Here is a 20,460-nt window from a genome sequence, read left to right as displayed (position 1 = left end):
GTACCTCTTATGACTGAAAGGAAGCCTGCGGTACTTTAACCACTGCATTATTCGTTTCGGCTGCTTTCGTTTGTTTTTCTACAAGCTCTTCAATATTAAATATTTTCATGAATAAATCCAATGCCTGATCAGCGTCTGGACGAGCAGCCAATTCTTTTGCTTGTAAGATAGGGTCTTTTAATAGCTGGTTGATAATACTCTTTGTATGTTTATTTAAAACCTTTCTATCTCTGTCCGATAAATGAGGCAGCTTGCGTTCAATGCTGACCATGGTTTCGGTTTGAATAGCAAGAGCCTTATCCCTTAAAGCCGAGATAACCGGAACCACCCCTAACAATCCGAGCCATTGTTTGAACTCAACAATTTCCTTTTCAATCATCAACATGATCACTTGAGCTGCTTTCTTCCGCTCCTGAAGGTTCGCCTCTACAATTCCTTCTAAATCATCGATATCATATAAGAATACACTTTCAAGCTCCGCAATTTTTGGATCCAAGTCGCGAGGAACAGCGATATCAACCATAAATAATGGCTTGCCCTTACGCTTTTTCTCCACTTTTTCCATCATTGACTTTGTAATAACAAAATCCTTTGCTCCAGTAGAGCTAATCAAAATATCTGCGTCAACCAAAGAACTTTGGAGTTCATTAACTGTTTTAGCCTCACCGGCGAATCGGTTAGCAAGAACTTCAGCCTTTTCAAATGTACGATTGATTACCGTAACCTTTCTTACACCATTGCCATGCAGATTTTGCGCGGCCAGCTCACCCATTTTACCCGCACCAAAAATAAGAACATGCTTATTCTCAAGTGAACCGAAGATTTTCTTCGCTAGTTCAACAGCAGCATAGCTGACCGAAACCGCATTGGCGCCAATTTCTGTTTCAGCATGTCCACGCTTCGCAAGGGTAATGGCCTGCTTAAATAGTTGGTTAAAAACTGTGCCTGTTGTTCCCAGTTCTTGAGCTAGTATAAAGCTGGTACGAACCTGCCCTAGTATTTGCGTTTCCCCTAAAACCATTGAGTGAAGCCCGCATGCCACCTGGAATAAATGCTCCATCGCACCGTCTTCCTCGTAAACAAATAGAAAAGGTGAAAACTCAGATTGTTCAATTCCGAACCATTCAGATAAAAACTCTTTAATATAATAGCGTCCAGTGTGCAGCTGATCGACAACCGCATAAATCTCTGTACGATTACATGTAGATACAATGATATTTTCTAGGATGCTTTTTTTCGTATTTAATTTTTTTATTGCATCCCCAAGCTCGGCTTCATTGAATGTCAACCGCTCACGGATTTCCACAGGGGCAGTTTTATAGTTTAGACCGATCACTACAATATGCATTTTTTAAGAACACCCCCAATAAGTAATACAAAACTACTAGTACATTATTAACTAGTCTGATTATAACACGGGCTTTTTCAACTTTTACCCGGTAAATGTGAACAGAATACGAAAGAATATGGTACTATATAAATCGGAAGCGCCTCTAGGCGCCGAAGCTAGCCTAATATAGTAAAAAAGTAAGTAGTAAATAAATATATCATCCTTATGTACAGTACCAAAAAAATAGACTAGATTCAAGTAAACCTTTCTGGAAGTGGTGTTAAAATGAAGAATCAGCGCATTTTCCCTGGAATTATACTCGTAGGCTTTGGAGCCTTTCTATTCCTGCAGCAATCTGGATTTACCGTTCTACAGACATTGTATTCGTGGCCGACACTCCTTATTATTATTGGGCTCGCTTTTCTAGGACAGGGATATTCTGCAAACGATCATGAATCCATTTTACCAGGAGTCATCATCGCAGGATTTGGTCTGCACTACCATTTAGCCGGCAAGATTTTAATCTGGCCAAACAACACCATTGGCATGCTTGTATTGTTTATATCCATCGGCTACTTTCTACGTTTTCAAAAAACAAACAATGGACTGTTTCAGGCGTTTCTCTTTTTAGTATTGGCATTACTGCTATTATTTTACGATAAAGTTGCAGAATATCTTGGATTTCTTCAGAATGGGCTAAGTATTGTTTGGAAGTTCTGGCCTGCAATTATCATTCTGATCGGCCTCTTCTTACTTTTTAAGAGAAAAAAATAAACGTCAGGCAAATTGCCTGACGTTTTTCTTACATATAGACTGTTCTACTAATGATAGGTGTTAAAATCCTAAGGCCGATTTTAACGCGAAAAAAACTATTTTGTGCTCGAAATTAAGTTTGCAGGCTCTTTTCTTAAGGAAAAGAGCTCACATATAACTCTGTAAAATCGACCACGCTTTATCTTTTCCTTCACCCGTTTCGGACGAGAAAAGAACGATTTGATCATTTTCTTCCAAATCGAGCGTTTCTTTCGTTACTTTTAAATATTTTTGCCATTTCCCTCTTGGGATTTTATCCGCCTTTGTCGCGATAATGACACACGGAATACCATAATGCTTTAAGAAATCATACATCATGATATCATCCTGTGTAGGCGGATGGCGCAGGTCAACAATCAAAACTGCCGCTCTTAATTGCTCACGGGAGGTAAAATACGTTTCAATCATTCTTCCCCATGCAGCACGCTCAGACTTCGATACTTTTGCGTATCCATAACCCGGTACATCGACAAAGTGAAGGATTTCATTTATTAAATAAAAGTTCAACGTTTGTGTTTTCCCGGGCTTTGACGAAATTCTCGCGAGTCCTTTTCGGTTTAGCATTTTATTGATAAAAGATGACTTACCAACATTCGAACGGCCTGCTAATGCAAACTCAGGCAAATCTGTTTCTGGGTACTGCTCTGGCCTTACGGCACTGATGACGATATCGGAACTAACTACTTTCATTGCAATCCACCTTCTACTAGTGCATGCCGAAGAACTTCATCGACATGTGAAACAAGCACAAACTCTATTTCATTTCTTACACTTTCTGGAATATCTTCAATATCCATTTCATTATCCTTAGGGAGAATGACTTTTGTTAATCCTGCTCGATGAGCACTCAAAGTTTTTTCTTTTAATCCGCCAATCGGAAGTACACGGCCTCTTAGTGTAATCTCCCCTGTCATTCCTACTTCACGGCGAATGGCTCTGCCGGTGAGTGCGGAAACAAGAGCAGTGGCCATTGTAATACCTGCAGACGGACCATCTTTTGGAACAGCGCCTTCTGGAACATGGATGTGAACATCATATTTTTCATGAAAGTTCTCTTCTATTCCCAGTTCACCTGCTTTAGAACGAATATAGCTAAAGGCAGCCTGCGCTGATTCTTTCATAACGTCTCCTAGTTTTCCAGTTAACACGAGTCTTCCTTTACCAGGCGATAGAGAAACTTCAATTTGTAATGTATCCCCGCCAACAGTGGTGTAAGCTAGACCAGTCGCAACTCCGACTTGATCCTCTGTTTCAGCTTGCCCGTAGCGGAATCTTGGCTTGCCTAGGAACTCTTCTACGTTCTTTTCCGTAACGACGACTCTCTTTTTCTCACCTGAAACAACGATTTTTGCTGTCTTACGGCAGATGGTTGCCATTTGTCGTTCGAGACTCCGCACTCCTGCTTCACGGGTATAATAGCGAACAACCTTAAGAATCGCGTCATCACGTACCTGGAGGATCCCTTTTGTAAGACCATTTTCTTTAATCTGTTTCGGCAGAAGATGGTCTCTAGTGATATGAACTTTTTCAATTTCTGTATAACCGGCAATCGTAATAATTTCCATTCTATCTAAAAGTGGACCTGGAATGGTTGACAAGTTATTGGCAGTCGCAATGAACATGACTTTTGATAGGTCATAAGTCTCTTCGATATAATGATCACTAAAATTATGGTTTTGTTCCGGATCTAATACCTCTAACATCGCAGAAGAAGGATCACCACGGAAGTCACTGGACATTTTATCAATTTCATCTAGTAAGAACACTGGATTAATTGTTCCTGCCTTTTTCATTCCTTGGATAATACGTCCTGGCATTGCACCAACATAGGTTCTGCGATGACCGCGAATTTCAGATTCGTCACGTACACCGCCAAGTGAAATACGGACAAAGTTCCGATTTAATGAATTAGCAATGGAACGTGCTAAGCTTGTTTTACCTACCCCTGGAGGTCCAGCAAGACATAAAATAGGGCCTTTTAAGGAATTGGTTAGTTTTTGAACGGATAAAAACTCTAAGACACGCTCTTTTACTTTTTCAAGTCCAAAATGATCCTGATTTAAAGTCTTTTCCGCACGAAGAATATCAATGTCATCATTTGTTTTCTTTGACCATGGAATTGTAATCAGCCATTCAATATAGTTACGAATAACCGCACTTTCTGCTGAGCTTGATGGCACTTTTTCATAGCGGTCAAGTTCTTTTAATGCGGTTTGCTGGACATGATCAGGCATACCTGCGTTCTTAATTTTCTCAGTTAAATCTGCAATTTCACCAGTTTTGCCTTCTTTATCGCCTAATTCCTTTTGGATGGCCTTCATTTGTTCACGAAGGTAATATTCCTTTTGTGTTCTTTCCATAGAACGCTTAACACGCTGGCCAATCTTCTTCTCAAGATTTAGCACTTCTTTTTCATTTTGAATCGTAGAAATAACCGTATTCATTCGTTGTTTGATATCCAGTGTCTCAAGAATTTCTTGTTTTTCCTTCAGTTTGATTGGCAAATGAGAAGCAATAATATCTGCCATTCGTCCTGGTTCCTCAATATCAACAACAGAAGCATAGGTTTCCGCAGAGATTTTTTTAGATAACTTTATGTATTGCTCGAAATACTCAAGCATTGTTCTCATTAATGCCTGATCCTCTACATCCTTTGTTGTAGATTCTTCATATGTCACAATACTGACAGAATAATATTCGTCCTCATCATGAAATGATTGTATCTTTGCTCTATTTAGTCCCTCTACCAATACTCTAATGGTTCCATTCGGAAGCTTAAGCATTTGTTTAACCTTCGTTAATGTACCAATCTGGTATAAATCATCTTCTGATGGATCGTCTATCGCAATATCCTTTTGTGTCGTTAAAAAAATTAAATGGTCATCTACCATCGCTTTTTCAAGGGCTTCAACCGATCTTTCGCGGCCAACATCTAAATGCAGGACCATTGTCGGATATACAAGCAACCCTCGAAGCGGCAGGAGGGGGACGATCAATTCTCTCTCTTTCGCCATTAAATTGCACCTCCACATGCATGAATCATTATTTCTAGCTGTTAAAAGCAGAAATCGTCTTTGTACAATTCTATCTCATTTGCAAATATGTGTCTAATAATACGAAAGGCACACTATCTGCTTGTCAATATATATTTTAATTTTCCCCAACTAGCACGATTTCTTTCATAAAAAACACTTCGGTCAAACAACCGAAGTGTTTTCGTTAAATGGATTCTTTTTTAGATAGCTCGATAGATGCAGGAATGACTAGATCTTGGGCAAGTTTATTGACGAGAGCGATGTCAAAAACTTCACTCAAATGGGTAACCGGAACAATCCGGATTCCCTTGATCTCATTTAATATCGATTGCATATTTTCTTCAGGGATGATAACCGTTGTAGCACCTGCTTTTTGTGCAGCCTTTACCTTAGGATATACACCGCCAATTGGCTTCACATTTCCATGAATGCTGATTTCTCCCGTCATGGCCACCTTGTTATCAATTGGTACTTTGTAAATGGCTGAATAAATTCCCGTTGCCATTGCAATTCCTGCGGACGGACCATCAATCGGAACCCCGCCAGGGAAATTAACATGAATATCGAAATCACCAGCTGGGACACCCATTGACCGAAGGACGGTAATCACATTTTCAATTGAACCCCGTGCCATACTTTTTCTGCGAATGGATTTTCCTTGTCCGCCAATACTCTCTTCATCGACAATTCCTGTAATGTTAATGGTTCCCTTATCCTCGGCAGGGATAACAGTTACTTCAATTTCTAGCAGTGCCCCCGTATTCGGACCATACACCGCTAGTCCATTTACAAGACCAACCCGGGAGTCATCATTAATCTTTCTTTCCATTCTTGGTGACAGTTGACTAGAGTGTGCAACCCATTCTAAATCTTCGTCTTTTATAAACTTGCGGTCATCGGTTATGGCAAGCCCTGCAGAAATTTGAATCATGTTAACGGCTTCGCGCCCATTTCTCGCATATGTAGATAAAATATCTAATCCAGCTTCACTAATGTCTAATTTCACTTTTTCAGCTGCTTTTTGCCCTACTTGAATGATTTCTTCTTGCGTTAAGTCTCTGAAAAAAACTTCCATACAGCGCGAACGAATGGCAGGCGGTATTTCACTCGGAGTTCTAGTTGTGGCACCAATTAAGCGAAAATCTGCCGGCAGTCCATTTTTAAAAATATCATGAATATGCGTCGGAATTTGTGTGTTTTCTTCATGGTAGTAGGCACTCTCAAGAAAAACTTTACGGTCCTCAAGAACCTTTAAAAGTTTATTCATTTGAATCGGATGCAGCTCGCCGATTTCATCAATAAATAATACACCGCCATGAGCATTGGTAACCGCACCTTGCTTAGGCTGTGGTATTCCCGCTTGTCCCATTGCTCCCGCACCTTGATAAATTGGATCATGAACAGATCCAATTAGTGGATCTGCAATGCCTCTTTCATCAAATCGGGCAGTTGTTGCGTCTAATTCAATGAATACAGAGTTTTGTTTAAATGGAGATTTTTGGTTTTTTTTGGCTTCTTCCAAAACTAATCGAGCAGCAGCTGTTTTCCCAACCCCTGGCGGTCCATAAATAATGACATGTTGAGGATTTGGTCCGCATAATGCTGCTTTTAATGACTTTATTCCATCTTCTTGTCCAACAATATCTTGAAAGCTTGTTGGGCGTACTTTTTCCGCTAATGGTTCGGTTAATGATATGGATCTCATCTTTCGAAGCTGTTCCATTTCCTTACGGGATTCCCGATCAATGGAAACCTTTTGTGTCCGTTGGTTTCTTAGCAAATTCCAAAAATACAGCCCGATAATAATTCCAAAAAATAGCTGTATAAATAAGGCAATCCCCGTCCAACTCATAATTTTCCCTCCTGCTACAGTAAACTTAAGTAGTTATCTATAAGTATTTCCTGCATATAGAGGGAATAAACCACAAATTGTAAGAAACTGTTTTTGTTGGTATGAATAATCCGCAGAAAAAAGAACCCAGTGATTAACTGGGTTCTTTAGGATAGCAAATATTAGGCAGATTTTTCTTCTGCTACAACGGTTCCATCTTCTAAAACAAGTTTCGGAACACTATTGTCGATGACCGTTTCTTTCGTAATGATACACTTCTGAATATCATCACGAGAAGGAAGATCAAACATGACATCGAGCATGATTCCTTCAATAATAGAACGTAATCCACGTGCACCAGTTTTACGTTCAATCGCTTTCTTCGCAATTTCACTAAGTGCGCCTTCTTCGAATTCCAATTCTACTTCGTCGATTTCCAGCATTTTTTGATATTGCTTTACTAAAGCATTTTTTGGCTTCGTAAGAATTTCAATTAATGCTGCCTCATCTAACTGCTCAAGACTCGCTATAACAGGTAGACGACCGATAAATTCAGGAATTAATCCGAAGCGGAGTAAGTCCTCAGGCAATACTTTAGAAAGAAGTTCTTTCTGTGTAATTTCCTGTTGCTGCTTAACATCAGAACCAAATCCAATAACCTTTTGACCTAAGCGGCGCTTAATGATTGGTTCAATGCCATCAAACGCACCACCGCAAATAAATAGAATATTCGTTGTATCGATTTGAATGAATTCTTGATGTGGGTGTTTACGTCCGCCTTGAGGTGGAACGCTCGCAACCGTACCTTCTAGAATTTTTAATAATGCTTGCTGTACACCTTCACCAGATACATCTCTTGTGATCGAAGGATTTTCTGATTTACGGGCAATTTTATCAATTTCATCGATATAAATAATACCCTTCTCAGCTTTTTCCACATCGTAATCAGCAGCCTGAATCAATTTTAAAAGAATATTTTCTACGTCTTCCCCAACATAACCTGCTTCAGTTAAAGACGTTGCATCAGCGATCGCAAATGGAACATTTAGAATTCTCGCTAATGTTTGAGCTAATAACGTTTTTCCACTTCCAGTTGGCCCAATCATAGCGATGTTGCTCTTAGAAAGTTCAACGTCATCAATCTTACTGTTAGAATTGATGCGCTTGTAATGATTGTAAACTGCAACTGACAGCGATTTTTTAGCTTGATCTTGACCAATGACGTACTCATCAAGAATTTCACAGATTTCTCTCGGCTTTGGAACGTCTTTGAATTCTACTTCCTCTTCTGTTCCAAGCTCTTCTTCAACGATTTCTGTGCAAAGTTCGATACACTCGTCACATATATATACACCTGGTCCGGCAACCAATTTACGTACTTGGTCTTGTGTCTTTCCACAGAAGGAACACTTTAATTGGCCTTTTTCATCATTAAATTTAAACAATTCTTTCACCCCTTGAAAACGTGTTATAACACTATTTAAAGTTGCGTAACACAAACAAAAATCCGTTTCTTTTTCGATACGATTCAGTGGTATGTATTGCATTGTATCACATGGACCCAGCGGACTGGTAATAAAAAGTCTTCTTCCATTATGTTTTTCTTGCGTCGGATTTTTGTTTGGAGCACCTTTAAATGATTCCTATGTACTCATTAAGCATAACCACTTTTCATCAAATTAAATCTTTGATAAGGCCGGTTTTACTTAATTCGCTATGTAATTGTCTTTTTCCTGCTATAGAAACCTTGCTTGTTAAAAGAAAAGCGGAAGCGCCTTGACCAGGAGCGACAGGCATAAGACGAGCCGGCAGAAAGGTTGCTTTTTAACCTTTTTGACGGATTGGCTTATGACCCCGAGCTCCTAGGCGCTGTAGCTGGATATTAAAAAGGTTTCCCTGTACTTATTATAATATGTAATTGAAAAAATGTATAAAAACAGGCACGATAAAATCGTGCCATGTTTTAACATTTCGTTATTATTTTTTATTTTCGATTAAGAATTCAACCGCTTTTTGCTTTTGAAGGTCACCCTTGATCCCATCAACGCCGCCAAGTGCTGCTTTAATGTTATCAACAGTCATGTTGTACATGCCAGCCATTTTTTCAAGTTCAGCATTAACATCTTCGTCAGTTACTTCAATGTTTTCAGCTTTAACAATTGCTTCAAGTGTTAAAGCAACGCGAACACGGTTTACAGCTTCTTCTTTCATTTGCTCACGTAAAGCATTTTCATCTTGACCTGAGAATTGGAAGTAAAGCTCAAGGTTCATACCTTGCATTTGCAGGCGTTGTTCGAATTCTTGAAGCATACGGTTTACTTCGTTTGTTACCATTACTTCTGGAATTTCAACTTGTGCATTTTCAGCAGCTTTTTCAACTAAAGAATCACGTAGGTGGTGCTCAGCTTCGTGCTTCTTGTTGTCTTCTAAACGAGTTTTGATTTTTTCTTTTAAAGCGTCTAATGTTTCAACTTCGTCATCAACATCTTTCGCAAACTCATCATCTAATGCAGGTAGTTCTTTTCCTTTGATTTCATGAACAGTTACTTTAAATACCGCTGGCTTACCAGCAAGTTCAGCTGCATGGTATTCTTCAGGGAAAGACACTTCAACGTCTTTAGATTCGCCAGTAGCTACTCCTACTAACTGCTCTTCAAATCCTGGGATGAATGAACCAGAACCTAATTCAAGTGAATGATTTTCAGCTTTTCCGCCTTCAAATGCTTCACCATCAACGAAACCTTCAAAATCAAGAACAACAGTATCGCCAAGTTCAGCAGTACCTTCTTCTTTTACAACAAGCTCAGCTTGACGGTTTTGAAGAGTTTCTAATTCTTTAGCTACATCTTCATCCGTTACAGTAGTATCGAACTCTTCTACTTCTAATCCTTTGTACTCGCCTAATGTTACTTCAGGCTTAACTTGTACAGTCGCTTTGAAGATAAGTTCTTTACCTTTTTCCATTTGCTCGATGTCGATATCAGGACGATCGATTGGTTCAATTCCAGCTTCGTCAATTGCATTTCCGTATGCTTCTGGAAGAAGAATATCTAACGCATCTTGATAAAGAGATTCTACGCCAAAACGCTTTTCGAACATTTGACGTGGCATTTTTCCTTTACGGAAACCAGGTACATTTACTGTCTTAACAACTTTATTAAAAGCTGCAGTTAAGCCTTCATTTACTTTTTCAGCACTTACTTCAACAGTAAGGACACCAGTGTTTCCTTCTTGCTTTTCCCATTTTACTGACATACTATTTCCCTCCAACAATCTATTATCATTTCATTCGTAACGAATTTGTCAGGATAATGAATTACCCTCTTTTTTTATGTAAAAGATAGTTTTTACACAATGCAACCCTTACATTATAACACAGGATTTTTTACTTTCAACAGAGTTACCTATATATTGGGATAAGAAATTTCTTCTAATTCTCTGATTTTTGTGAGTGCCTGTTCTATTTTTTTAGTAGAAATCTCGTAGTCATCTGAAATCTCCTCGACATTTGGATCTCCACCAAGATAATTAAGAACCAGCAGGTGAAAAGCAGCAGCCCATGCTGATACCTCTTCAGGATCTAAATCAAAAGGATAAGTGATGAAGAACGTTCTTTCTACCATCCCTTTAATATTTTCAAATAAAACAGGGTCACTATTTTCTAATTTTTCTTCTAAGATTTTTTCTATTTCCTTCAACCTCTGCTGCGTTTTGATGTCTGGCAGTTCTGTCGGCACAATACTTACACCCTCATTAAACTTTTTCACCACTATTCTCTTATCGTATTCCTGCTCTTTTAATAGGGTCAGGAGCATAGTTTTTAAGAAAGGGTGGCCCGACTCTGAGTCGAGATATTCTTTGATTTCATCCATATAGGGACGGATATTCTTTTCTGCCAAACTTGAAATTACTAGCAATTGCTCATTTATATTATTTAGTGAAGATAGTTTAAGTTCTTTGAAAGGAGTCTCTACTTTTACTTCTTCAATTGGTTCCTGCTGACTATTGTCAGCCATCCGTTTACTAAATTGCAGGATGGTAAGGAAATGGTCATGTCTGTCTGGCGGAATCTCTTTTTCATCAAATAGAGCTTCAATCGTTGAGACGATTTCTTGATATTCATGGAGTTGAATTAAGATGGTTAGATACAGATCTACCATATGAAAATAATCACCGATGCCTTTTAACAACATCTCATTAGCCAGTTCTCGCGCCTTTGTATAGGCTCCTGCTTCAAAGTAAGCCAGGACGAGACCTATTAATATGTCACTATTTTCTGAGTCATGGTCCCTCGCTTCCTCAAGCAGGGTAATGGCCTCTTGGTATCTTTTGTTATGAAGGCTCTCAAGGCCCTTATCCGTCAATCTTTTTTCGAGTCCGGGAAGGAATATAATATTATCTTTCCGTTTCGCTCGTTCCCGTTTATTCATACTTGGTACCGTCCTCTGCTACTTTATGGAAAATAGTGTAGCATGAATTTTAAGAAAATCAAAAAAACTTACCTTATCAATGGAGATGTTGGTTTGTTACCGTAATTTTGTTAGTTCCGATTTATCGGCACAATTACTTCGGATTGTTACCGTAATTTTGTTGGTTCCAATTTATCAGCACAATTGAGCTCCGATTGTTACCGTAATTCTGCTGCCTCCAATTTATCGGTACAATTCACTCTGGATGTCGTAGAAATCCTATAAAAACAAAAAAACTCACCTTCTAAGGTGAGTAATATCTATTGGTATGTAGTTAAATGGCGTCCCAGGAGAGATTCGAACTCCCGACCGTACGCTTAGAAGGCGTATGCTCTATCCGGCTGAGCTACTGGGACATTATAGTACTTTCAACGACAAGATTTATTATATAAAGGATATAGATAAAAGTCAACACTCTTTTAAAACTTTTTTAAAAAATAAAATCGGGGGGAAGAAAAACTCTTCCCTCACCTTTTTGGCAATTCAAATTCACAGGCTAAATCTTTGAGTTCACGTCCACTGCTATCATAGACAAAAAACTTTATTTTTTCATCTACTAACTCTAGAATCACGTAGGTTTTTTCATTGCGTGCCCTTGGCATTCGTATGCTGCCAGGGTTCAAGAACAATGTATTCCCAATAATTTCGGCCCCCAGTACATGGGAGTGTCCGAAACAGACAATATCTGCCCCCATCTCTGCTGCCTTATATTGTAAGTTCATTAACGACGTCTTTACTGAATACCTGTGACCATGAGTTACAAAGAACTTACGTCCAGCAATTTCCGTTGTGGTTTCCAGTGGATAGCCGCCAAAGTCGCAATTTCCCTTCACCGTCAAATAACCATTCATCACTTTATCGTCCGGCATCATTTCAGAATCACCGCAATGAATCATCAAATCAACTTCATTCATGTGCCGCTCTCTTAAAATTTCGAGCTCATTCGTTAAACCATGACTATCACTAACAACTAAAACTTTGCTCATGATTATTCCGCACTTTCCACAATAGAATCTAACATACCTTCAAGCTTTTTCAAAGCATTGGCTCGATGACTTATTTTATTCTTTTCTTCTGAAGATAGTTCTGCCATCGCTCGGCCTTTCTCAGGCACATAAAAAACTGGATCATACCCAAACCCATTGTTACCCTTTGGTTGTTCGAGAATACGTCCTTCACACGTCCCAGCTACGGTGATGGTTGCTTTACCAGGCAAAGCAACCGCAAGGGCACAATAAAATCGAGCGGTACGATTTTCTTCAGGCACACCTTTCAGTTCCTCCAGTACCTTTTCTAGATTCTTCTGATCATTTTTAGATTCACCGGCATACCGTGCGGAATAAATTCCTGGCCTTCCCTCTAGCGCGTCTACAATTAAACCAGAATCATCACCAATCACCATCTTATTCAACTGCTGTGCAACTGCTTCCGCTTTTAAAGCGGCATTTTCCTCAAACGTTGTACCGGTCTCTTCTACATCTTTAATTTCAGGGTAATCAAGCAGCGTCCGGACGGCCATCCCTCTCGGTGCAAAAATATGTTCAAATTCCCTTGCCTTACCAGGATTTTTGGTTGCAATGATAACTTCTTTCATCTCCGTATCTCCTTATTTCTTTCGTCTTGCTTCAATTTTTGTTGTAATTTCTTCTCCTAACGCATTTTTTTGATGTTCAAACAACTCCATAAGCCCCTCCTGAGCCGCACCTAAAAGGTCCTGTAGCTGTTGATAAGAGAAAGTTGATTCTTCGCCAGTTCCCTGTAATTCAACGAATTCACCAGTTCCCGTCATCACGATATTCATATCAACAAGTGCTTTAGAATCTTCAGCATAATTTAAATCTAGAACTGTTTCATTATTTTTTAAAATACCAACACTGGTAGCAGCCAAATAATCTGTAATAGGAAACTTTGTCCCCTTTTTTTCACCAAGTCGATGAAGGGCAATCGCCATCGCAACAAAGGCTCCTGTAATGGAAGCAGTTCTGGTTCCGCCATCCGCTTGAATGACATCACAGTCAATCCATACGGTTCTTTCTCCTAGTGAAGATAAGTCGACAACAGCTCTTAATGCTCGTCCAATTAAACGCTGAATCTCCATCGTTCTTCCGGTAACCTTACCCTTTGAAGATTCACGAATGTTTCTTGTTTCCGTTGCCCGTGGCAGCATCGAATATTCTGCTGTTATCCATCCTTTGCCTTCACCTCTCATAAAAGGAGGTACTCTCTCCTCGATACTCGCGGTACAAATTACTTTTGTATTCCCCACTGAAATAAGGACAGATCCTTCAGGGTGCATTAAATAGCCTGTTTCAATATGTATTGGTCTTAATTGTAGTCTTTCTCTACCATCAACACGCACTAGCATTTCCTCCTTAATGATGAGAATCCTCATCATAAAAAAATCAAATAAAGAAGAGGAAGCCTAAAGGCAACCTCTTGATTGTCACTATATAGTATATCAAAAATACATTTTTAGAAACTACCTGTATTGACTTTTTCTGGACGAGTGACTGGCTCAGATAATTTTTCACCCTTATCGTTGACCAATTCCGCCTTGCCATCTACTGTAACGGCAACACTTTCAATTCCCTTTTGTTCCGTTAATGAAAGTACCAGGGCGTTTAATAAATGTTCAGAAACAATTTTTTCTTCAAAGCTTCCATAGATGGATTCATTAAAATTTAATGTGACCTTTCCATTTTCAATTTTCGGAGCCTCTAGAAGTTCTACGTCAGGCATAAACTCTGAAGCCAAATTAGATTTTACATTTGGTCCTTTTACCAGCTCATTCACAACTGCGACGACATTATTCTTTTCACTAGTGCTAACCCGTTTGGTAACAGGTACATAATAATAAGCACCTTCTTCACCGCCGATGTAGTAAACGGTCACTGGCTTTGTGTTTGTAATATCGGTAACACCGGCTGTATCATGATTGATACCGGTAGCTCGGGATAGGTTCTCACTGATTGGTGTACCGTTTACAGGCATTTCAGTTAAATCATGTCCGTTCATCTGAAGCTTTACCTTATTTACTGTATCAAATTGAGTGAGTGTCCAGGTTACCGCTTCTAGGATTTTTCTTTCATCTTCAGGCTGGTAGTTCTTAAACTCCTTCGAGAAGTCCACCACTGCTACACCGTCTTTAATGTTAACGGAAATTTGAGTTTCTTCTGGCAGCACTGCACGGAAATCATTTGGCAGCATATCGGTAACTGGGCCGTTTGCAACTAAGTATTCTAAAGCTTGCTTTGCTACTGAAGTTGTCTTTGGCAGTGTTAGTGTTTGCGGCACCACTAACCCATCTTTATTAATTAAGTATAACTCTGTTTTTACTGTTCCTTCGACTTCTTCACTCTTGCCGGTGGTTTCCTTAGTCGGGTTAGTATCTTTTACAGTAACCTGCTTTGGCGGATCCACTCTCTTCTGCTCTTCACTTCCGAACAAACCGCACCCCGATAAAAGTAGTGTTGAAGCAAAAACGGCTGTAACAAGTGGTTTTACTTTATTTTTGGACATATTTTTTCCCTCCTAAGACAGTTTGTACTATCATGTATACGAGCCTATGAAACTAATTAGACCGCCTTTAGTAAGAAAAATAGGACATTCTTTCATTTTTTTCAAAAAAAAATAAGCTCCTTTAATAGGAACTTAATTATAATTTAATCTTTTTAACATTATTTATAGGTACTCCGAGCCATTGAGAAGCAATTTTTGAAAAGAGATACCTTGAACCCGTCGTATAAAATTCGTGCTCCGGTTCATTTTCATCAGCCTCTAGTATATTATTATACTGAAGAATAGCACTTATTTCCCTTGCGGTTTCATCGCCTGAGGAGATAACATTCACACCTTCACCCATCACTTTTTGAATTACTGGTTCAAGCAATGGATAATGGGTACAGCCAAGGATAAGCGTATCTAAATTTTGATTTTGCAAGGGTTTTAATGCTTCAATAACAATTCTTTCTGCAATCTCCCCGTTGTACTCACCACTTTCAACAAGTGGCACGAATTTCGGACAGGCTTGTCCCGTAACATATAACCGGCTGTTTAATGCTTTTAATGCTTTTTCATAGGCGCCGCTTTTGATTGTACCTACTGTACCAATAATCCCTACCCGGTAGTTCTTTGTCCGCTTGATAGCAGTTCGTGCTCCTGGGTAGATAACCCCAATCACGGGTATGCTCAGCTCATTTCTAATTTCATCCAAGACAGCTGCCGTTGCTGTATTACAGGCTATGACAAGCATCTTTATATTTTTTTCTAATAAAAATTTAGTTAGTTCCCAGGTGAATCTTTTTACTTCCTTAAGAGGTCTAGGTCCGTATGGGCACCTTGCAGTATCTCCTAAGTAAATAATTTTTTCATTCGGAAGCTGTCTCATAATCTCTTTTGCTACCGTTAATCCACCCACACCTGAATCTATGACACCAATTGGTTGTTTCAAAATTTTCGCCTCTTTTTTAAGGCTCTTTTCTTAAACTTTATTGCTTTTAAGTTTAAAAGCGCATATATAAGCTATAACTTGTGCCAAACTAGCCATCTATTGTAAGAAAAGAGCTTGCAAACTTAATTTCAAGCACAAAATAGTTGTTCCACGTTAAAATCGGCTTTAGGATTTTAACAACAATTATTAGAAAACAGCACTTTTTAACGCATATCTTGATGCAGTTTCATCAAATTGGTTTGAAGTTGTTGAATTTCTTCTAAAGAAAAGTTGGTTAAAACTTCCTCTAAGTAAACTTGACGTTTCTTTATAACTTCATCTATTATTCTTTCGCCTTCTTCAAGTAAGTGAATTCTGACGACACGGCGATCCTTAGGATCCTTTACCCTAACAACCAGTTGGTTTTTTTCCATCCGGTCTACAAGGTCGGTTGTCGTACTAAATGCCAAATACATTTTAGTAGACAGTTCTCCAATGGTCATATCCCCATCTTCAAAAAGCCACTGCAGGGCCACAAACTGCGGCGGAGTAATTTTATAATGGCTAAGCATTTCTCTGCCTTTTTGCTTAATAATACCTGAAATATAACGCATATCTTTTTCTATACTAGCAACAATTTCCGCGCTGACCTTTTTTGTTTTTTCAACAGTCATCTCTATAACACTCCTATAATGGCATCCCTTTGCCTTGTTTTCGTAAACTTTAACCGTTCTTTCGTCTTGCTCTATTTTCTACTTTTTTCGATAAAATTTCAAGTTGAAACATAACCCTCTGCAAACTCATATGTATAGAGCCAAATTTTTTAGCAAAAAACCCCTTATAAAAACATGAACCGGCCTCCCGCAGGAAGCCGGTCATGATTAAAGTTCTAGCTCTCCCATACGAAGGAGCTCTACAACTGCTTGTGAACGCCCCTTAACACCAAGCTTTTGCATAGCATTGGAAATATGATTTCGAACCGTCTTTTCGCTTATAAATAATTCACCAGCGATTTCCTTAGTAGTTTTATCCTGTACTAAGAGTTCGAATACTTCTCTTTCACGTTTGGTGAGTAACGGCTTGTGAGTATATTCATTCTCCTTCAAGTATTGTGACCCTCCTTGCCTTCGCCAGTTATGAACCGTGGGGTGGGTATATATTTAGTCACGATATCTTATGTAAATGCCCTATCTAGAGTGACTAGAAATGCTTTAAGGAGAATAATTTTATGAAAAAAATTTTAATAAAAAAAGTCCCTGCTCGAAGGACTATATTGGTTTTGCATAAATAATGTATCGTTGAGGTGCGTTTCCAACATATCGGAATGGATAACAGGTGATAACGATTAATTCTTCCTTTGTGTTTTGCAGGGTAATGATTGTCCGATCGTCTGCATCTACAATTTTGGTATTCGTTAATTCATATTTGAATTTCCCGTTTGCCATTTGCATTTCAAAAATATCTCCAGGCTTAAGTTCCCCTAGACGCCGAAAGACGGTATCTCGATGACCGGATAAAATAATCTGTCCATTTTCACGTGGAAAGTAAGATCCTTTATAATGCCCGACCCCTTTTTTTAAATCATTTGGATCCGTACCTTCCACAATCGCTAATTCAGATTTAATCTTCGGTATCGACAGCAAACCTATCGTATCTCCGAATTTAGGAGGATCGACTTTTTTAGGGTTCTTGAACGGTTCTTCTTCATCATAGTTAGACTCTGCCTTAGCAACTATCCTTTTAGCTTCTTTTAGTGAAGCATCGCTCATAAAATTAGTCTCAACAATTTGCCAAATTCCGATTCCTATTACAACCAGTCCTGCCAAAATTATAAGTACCGATAGCTTCTTCACCCTTATTTACCATCCTTTATCCAACTTTGAAAAGATCTTACTATTAGTATACCAAAGGGAGTTTAAAAGTCCTACCCATTAAATAAGAAAACCTTCTTTCCGTAATAGAAAAGAAGGTTTAAAGAATCTTGCATTATACCTGATCGCTTCCGAAGAAGTTTCTAAATGCTTGGAATGTTGTATCACGGTTTAATGCTGCAATTGATGTAGTTAATGGAATTCCTTTCGGACATGACTGTACACAGTTCTGTGAGTTACCACAGTTAGCTAGCCCGCCATCTCCCATAATTGCTTCTAAACGTTCAGCTTTATTCATCGCACCAGTTGGATGAGCGTTGAATAAACGCACCTGTGAAAGCGGCTGAGGTCCAATAAAGTTTGAATTGCTGTTTACGTTCGGACAAGCCTCAAGACAAACACCACAAGTCATACATTTTGAAAGCTCATAAGCCCATTGACGCTTCTTCTCTGGCATACGCGGACCAGGTCCTAAGTCGTATGTTCCATCGATTGGAATCCAAGCTTTTACTTTCTTTAAAGCATCAAACATTCTGCTGCGGTCAACCTGAAGGTCACGCACAACCGGGAATGTTCTCATCGGCTCTAGGCGGATTGGCTGCTCCAGTTGATCAACAAGTGCCGAACATGATTGGCGCGGCTTCCCGTTAATCACCATTGAACATGCTCCACAAACTTCTTCGAGGCAGTTACTATCCCAAGTAATAGGTGTAGTAGCTTGACCTTTTGTATTGACAGGGTTTCTGCGAATTTCCATTAATGCAGAAATTACGTTCATATTTGGACGATACGCTAGCTCAAACTCCTCTTCATAAGGAGCAGAATCAGGGCTATCTTGACGGGTAACAATAAATTTTACTGTTTTATTTTCAGACATGTGTTCCTACTCCCCTTTCTTTTTTGCGTAGTTGCGTTCACGAGGCTTGATCAAGGAAACATCAATATCCTCGTAATGGAAAGCTGGTGCAGATGTGCCATCAACAAATTTTGCCATTGTTGTTTTTAAGAAGTTTTCATCATCACGGTTCGGGAATTCAGGCTTATAATGCGCGCCTCGGCTTTCATTACGGTTGTAAGCACCGATTGTGATTACGCGTGCCAATTGAAGCATGTTTTGTAACTGACGCGTAAAGGTTGCACCTTGATTGCTCCATTTGCTTGTATCTTGAATGTTAATTTTTTTGTAACGTTCTAATAACTCTTGAATCTTTTCATCAGTCTTTAATAGTCTGTCATTGTGACGTACAACTGTCACATTATCCGTCATCCATTCACCAAGCTCTTTATGAAGAACGTACGCATTTTCCGTGCCATTTAAAGACATAATGGAAGACCATTTTTCTTCTTGTTCCTTTACGTGACGATCAAATACAGTAGATGATACGGCATCTGAACTCTTCTCAAGACCCTTGATATATCTAACCGCATTCGGTCCAACGACCATACCGCCATAAATAGCTGAAAGTAATGAATTCGCACCTAAACGATTGGCACCATGCTGTGAATAATCACACTCACCGGCAGCAAAAAGTCCTGGAATATTGGTCATTTGGTCATAATCAACCCATAGCCCGCCCATTGAATAGTGCACGGCAGGGAAAATTTTCATCGGAACTTTACGAGGATCGTCACCCATGAATTTTTCATAGATTTCAATGATTCCGCCAAGTTTAATGTCTAATTCTTTTGGATCCTTATGTGAAAGATCTAGGTAGACCATGTTTTCGCCATTAATACCCAACTTCTGATCTACACAGACAGAGAAAATTTCACGTGTTGCAATATCACGTGGTACTAAGTTTCCGTACGCTGGATATTTTTCTTCTAGGAAGTACCAAGGTTTTCCATCTTTATATGTCCAAACTCGTCCACCTTCACCACGTGCTGATTCACTCATTAAGCGGAGCTTATCATCACCAGGAATCGCAGTTGGATGAATTTGAATCATTTCACCATTCGCATAATATGCACCTTGTTGATATACGATAGATGCAGCAGAACCTGTATTAATAACAGAGTTCGTTGTTTTTCCGAAGATGATCCCAGGGCCGCCTGTTGCCATAATAACTGCATCACCAGAAAAGGATTTAATCTCCATTGATGTGAGGTTTTGAGCAACAATTCCTCGGCAAACGCCATCATCATCTACAACTGCGCCTAAAAATTCCCAGCCTTCGTACTTTGTTACTAATCCAGCTACTTCATGACGACGAACCTGCTCGTCCAATGCATAAAGCAGCTGCTGACCTGTAGTCGCACCAGCAAATGCAGTTCTTGAATGCTGTGTACCTCCGAAACGGCGGAAGTCCAAAAGTCCTTCTGGAGTCCGGTTAAACATAACACCCATCCGGTCCATTAAGTGAATGATTCCAGGTGCTGCTTCACACATCGCCTTAACTGGCGGCTGGTTAGCCAAGAAGTCCCCGCCATATACGGTATCATCAAAGTGAATCCATGGTGAATCTCCTTCACCTTTTGTATTTACTGCTCCATTCATACCGCCTTGGGCACAAACAGAGTGGGAACGTTTAACTGGAACAAGTGAAAATAATTCTACTGGTGTTCCTTCTTCTGCAACTTTGATGGTTGCCATTAAGCCGGCTAAGCCGCCACCAACTATGATCACCTTACCCTTACTCATTGTGACTCACTCCCTTAATCCAAAAATCCGATATTTTTCAA

At 39.4% G+C, this 20,460-nt stretch carries 18 protein-coding genes and 1 tRNA gene; 1 reads left to right on the top strand and 18 read right to left on the bottom strand.

Annotated elements, in window-relative coordinates:
- Positions 1-7: 7 nt before the first annotated feature.
- Positions 8-1,348, bottom strand: coding sequence for a glutamyl-tRNA reductase (gene hemA, locus BANA01_RS06910; RefSeq protein ID WP_034675634.1), 1,341 nt, complete (start codon positions 1,346-1,348; stop codon positions 8-10).
- 267 nt (positions 1,349-1,615) lie between these two features.
- Between hemA and BANA01_RS06905 the strand changes: the two genes are divergently transcribed.
- Complete coding sequence (locus BANA01_RS06905; protein WP_034675639.1) at positions 1,616-2,104, top strand: LiaF transmembrane domain-containing protein; 489 nt, start codon at positions 1,616-1,618, stop codon at positions 2,102-2,104.
- Between the two features lie 147 nt (positions 2,105-2,251).
- Here the strand turns inward: BANA01_RS06905 and yihA are convergent, their stop codons facing one another.
- The 17 genes from yihA to sdhA form a co-directional block, all read right to left on the bottom strand.
- Positions 2,252-2,833 (bottom strand): ribosome biogenesis GTP-binding protein YihA/YsxC, encoded by a 582-nt coding sequence (gene yihA, locus BANA01_RS06900; RefSeq protein ID WP_034675641.1) that lies wholly within the window; start codon positions 2,831-2,833, stop codon positions 2,252-2,254.
- Positions 2,830-5,157 carry an endopeptidase La gene (gene lon / locus BANA01_RS06895; protein WP_034675643.1) on the bottom strand — a complete coding sequence of 776 codons (2,328 nt, stop codon included), beginning with the start codon at positions 5,155-5,157 and terminating at the stop codon, positions 2,830-2,832. The genes yihA and lon overlap by 4 nt, the downstream gene beginning before the upstream one ends.
- Before the next feature lie 205 nt (positions 5,158-5,362).
- The gene (gene lonB / locus BANA01_RS06890; RefSeq protein WP_034675645.1) at positions 5,363-7,030 is read right to left on the bottom strand and encodes an ATP-dependent protease LonB; all 1,668 of its coding nucleotides are present in this window, start codon (positions 7,028-7,030) and stop codon (positions 5,363-5,365) included.
- Positions 7,031-7,191: 161 nt separating this feature from the next.
- Entirely contained in the window at positions 7,192-8,454 is a 1,263-nt protein-coding gene (clpX, locus tag BANA01_RS06885) for an ATP-dependent protease ATP-binding subunit ClpX (RefSeq protein ID WP_034675647.1), read from the bottom strand.
- A gap of 532 nt (positions 8,455-8,986) precedes the next feature.
- Positions 8,987-10,264, bottom strand: a complete 1,278-nt coding sequence (gene tig, locus BANA01_RS06880) for a trigger factor (protein ID WP_034675649.1) — start codon at positions 10,262-10,264, stop codon at positions 8,987-8,989.
- A 149-nt stretch (positions 10,265-10,413) separates the two neighbouring features.
- On the bottom strand, positions 10,414-11,439 hold the full coding sequence (locus BANA01_RS06875; RefSeq protein ID WP_034675652.1) for a tetratricopeptide repeat protein: 1,026 nt from the start codon (positions 11,437-11,439) through the stop codon (positions 10,414-10,416).
- Between the two features lie 318 nt (positions 11,440-11,757).
- Positions 11,758-11,834 (bottom strand) — tRNA-Arg (locus tag BANA01_RS06870).
- A 111-nt stretch (positions 11,835-11,945) separates the two neighbouring features.
- A complete protein-coding gene (locus BANA01_RS06865) occupies positions 11,946-12,464 on the bottom strand; it encodes a metallophosphoesterase (protein ID WP_034675653.1) in 519 nt (172 codons plus the stop codon).
- A gap of 2 nt (positions 12,465-12,466) precedes the next feature.
- On the bottom strand, positions 12,467-13,072 hold the full coding sequence (locus tag BANA01_RS06860) for an XTP/dITP diphosphatase (protein WP_034675656.1): 606 nt from the start codon (positions 13,070-13,072) through the stop codon (positions 12,467-12,469).
- A 12-nt stretch (positions 13,073-13,084) separates the two neighbouring features.
- On the bottom strand, positions 13,085-13,837 hold the full coding sequence (gene rph, locus BANA01_RS06855) for a ribonuclease PH (protein WP_034675669.1): 753 nt from the start codon (positions 13,835-13,837) through the stop codon (positions 13,085-13,087).
- Between the two features lie 113 nt (positions 13,838-13,950).
- Positions 13,951-14,997 (bottom strand): GerMN domain-containing protein, encoded by a 1,047-nt coding sequence (locus BANA01_RS06850; RefSeq protein ID WP_034675672.1) that lies wholly within the window; start codon positions 14,995-14,997, stop codon positions 13,951-13,953.
- Positions 14,998-15,133: 136 nt separating this feature from the next.
- Positions 15,134-15,928: a glutamate racemase gene (racE, locus tag BANA01_RS06845; RefSeq protein WP_063252246.1), complete on the bottom strand. Its 795-nt coding sequence runs from the start codon at positions 15,926-15,928 to the stop codon at positions 15,134-15,136.
- 203 nt (positions 15,929-16,131) lie between these two features.
- Complete coding sequence (locus BANA01_RS06840; protein WP_174524403.1) at positions 16,132-16,581, bottom strand: MarR family winged helix-turn-helix transcriptional regulator; 450 nt, start codon at positions 16,579-16,581, stop codon at positions 16,132-16,134.
- A gap of 207 nt (positions 16,582-16,788) precedes the next feature.
- Complete coding sequence (gerE, locus tag BANA01_RS06835; protein ID WP_009796032.1) at positions 16,789-17,013, bottom strand: spore germination transcription factor GerE; 225 nt, start codon at positions 17,011-17,013, stop codon at positions 16,789-16,791.
- 162 nt (positions 17,014-17,175) lie between these two features.
- Positions 17,176-17,760 (bottom strand): class D sortase, encoded by a 585-nt coding sequence (locus BANA01_RS06830; RefSeq protein WP_235847074.1) that lies wholly within the window; start codon positions 17,758-17,760, stop codon positions 17,176-17,178.
- 133 nt (positions 17,761-17,893) lie between these two features.
- A complete protein-coding gene (gene sdhB / locus BANA01_RS06825) occupies positions 17,894-18,655 on the bottom strand; it encodes a succinate dehydrogenase iron-sulfur subunit (protein WP_063252241.1) in 762 nt (253 codons plus the stop codon).
- A gap of 6 nt (positions 18,656-18,661) precedes the next feature.
- The gene (gene sdhA / locus BANA01_RS06820) at positions 18,662-20,419 is read right to left on the bottom strand and encodes a succinate dehydrogenase flavoprotein subunit (protein ID WP_063252240.1); all 1,758 of its coding nucleotides are present in this window, start codon (positions 20,417-20,419) and stop codon (positions 18,662-18,664) included.
- Positions 20,420-20,460 lie beyond the last annotated feature (41 nt).

It is taken from the genome of Neobacillus niacini NBRC 15566, assembly GCF_001591505.1.
In the GTDB taxonomy this organism is placed as follows: domain Bacteria; phylum Bacillota; class Bacilli; order Bacillales; family Cytobacillaceae; genus Neobacillus; species Neobacillus niacini.
This window is presented reverse-complemented; position numbering and strand designations above follow the sequence as displayed.

Excerpts from the sequence above, each read along its gene's own strand:
- yihA (WP_034675641.1), bottom strand. The coding sequence starts at position 2,833 with ATGAAAGTAGTTAGTTCCGATATCGTCATCAGTGCCGTAAGGCCAGAG.
- BANA01_RS06850 (WP_034675672.1), bottom strand. The coding sequence starts at position 14,997 with ATGTCCAAAAATAAAGTAAAACCACTTGTTACAGCCGTTTTTGCTTCA.
- BANA01_RS06840 (WP_174524403.1), bottom strand. The coding sequence starts at position 16,581 with ATGACTGTTGAAAAAACAAAAAAGGTCAGCGCGGAAATTGTTGCTAGT.
- hemA (WP_034675634.1), bottom strand. The coding sequence starts at position 1,348 with ATGCATATTGTAGTGATCGGTCTAAACTATAAAACTGCCCCTGTGGAA.
- BANA01_RS06875 (WP_034675652.1), bottom strand. The coding sequence starts at position 11,439 with ATGAATAAACGGGAACGAGCGAAACGGAAAGATAATATTATATTCCTT.
- lon (WP_034675643.1), bottom strand. The coding sequence starts at position 5,157 with ATGGCGAAAGAGAGAGAATTGATCGTCCCCCTCCTGCCGCTTCGAGGG.
- tig (WP_034675649.1), bottom strand. The coding sequence starts at position 10,264 with ATGTCAGTAAAATGGGAAAAGCAAGAAGGAAACACTGGTGTCCTTACT.
- BANA01_RS06860 (WP_034675656.1), bottom strand. The coding sequence starts at position 13,072 with ATGAAAGAAGTTATCATTGCAACCAAAAATCCTGGTAAGGCAAGGGAA.
- sdhA (WP_063252240.1), bottom strand. The coding sequence starts at position 20,419 with ATGAGTAAGGGTAAGGTGATCATAGTTGGTGGCGGCTTAGCCGGCTTA.
- sdhB (WP_063252241.1), bottom strand. The coding sequence starts at position 18,655 with ATGTCTGAAAATAAAACAGTAAAATTTATTGTTACCCGTCAAGATAGC.
- lonB (WP_034675645.1), bottom strand. The coding sequence starts at position 7,030 with ATGAGTTGGACGGGGATTGCCTTATTTATACAGCTATTTTTTGGAATT.
- BANA01_RS06865 (WP_034675653.1), bottom strand. The coding sequence starts at position 12,464 with ATGAGCAAAGTTTTAGTTGTTAGTGATAGTCATGGTTTAACGAATGAG.
- BANA01_RS06905 (WP_034675639.1), top strand. The coding sequence starts at position 1,616 with ATGAAGAATCAGCGCATTTTCCCTGGAATTATACTCGTAGGCTTTGGA.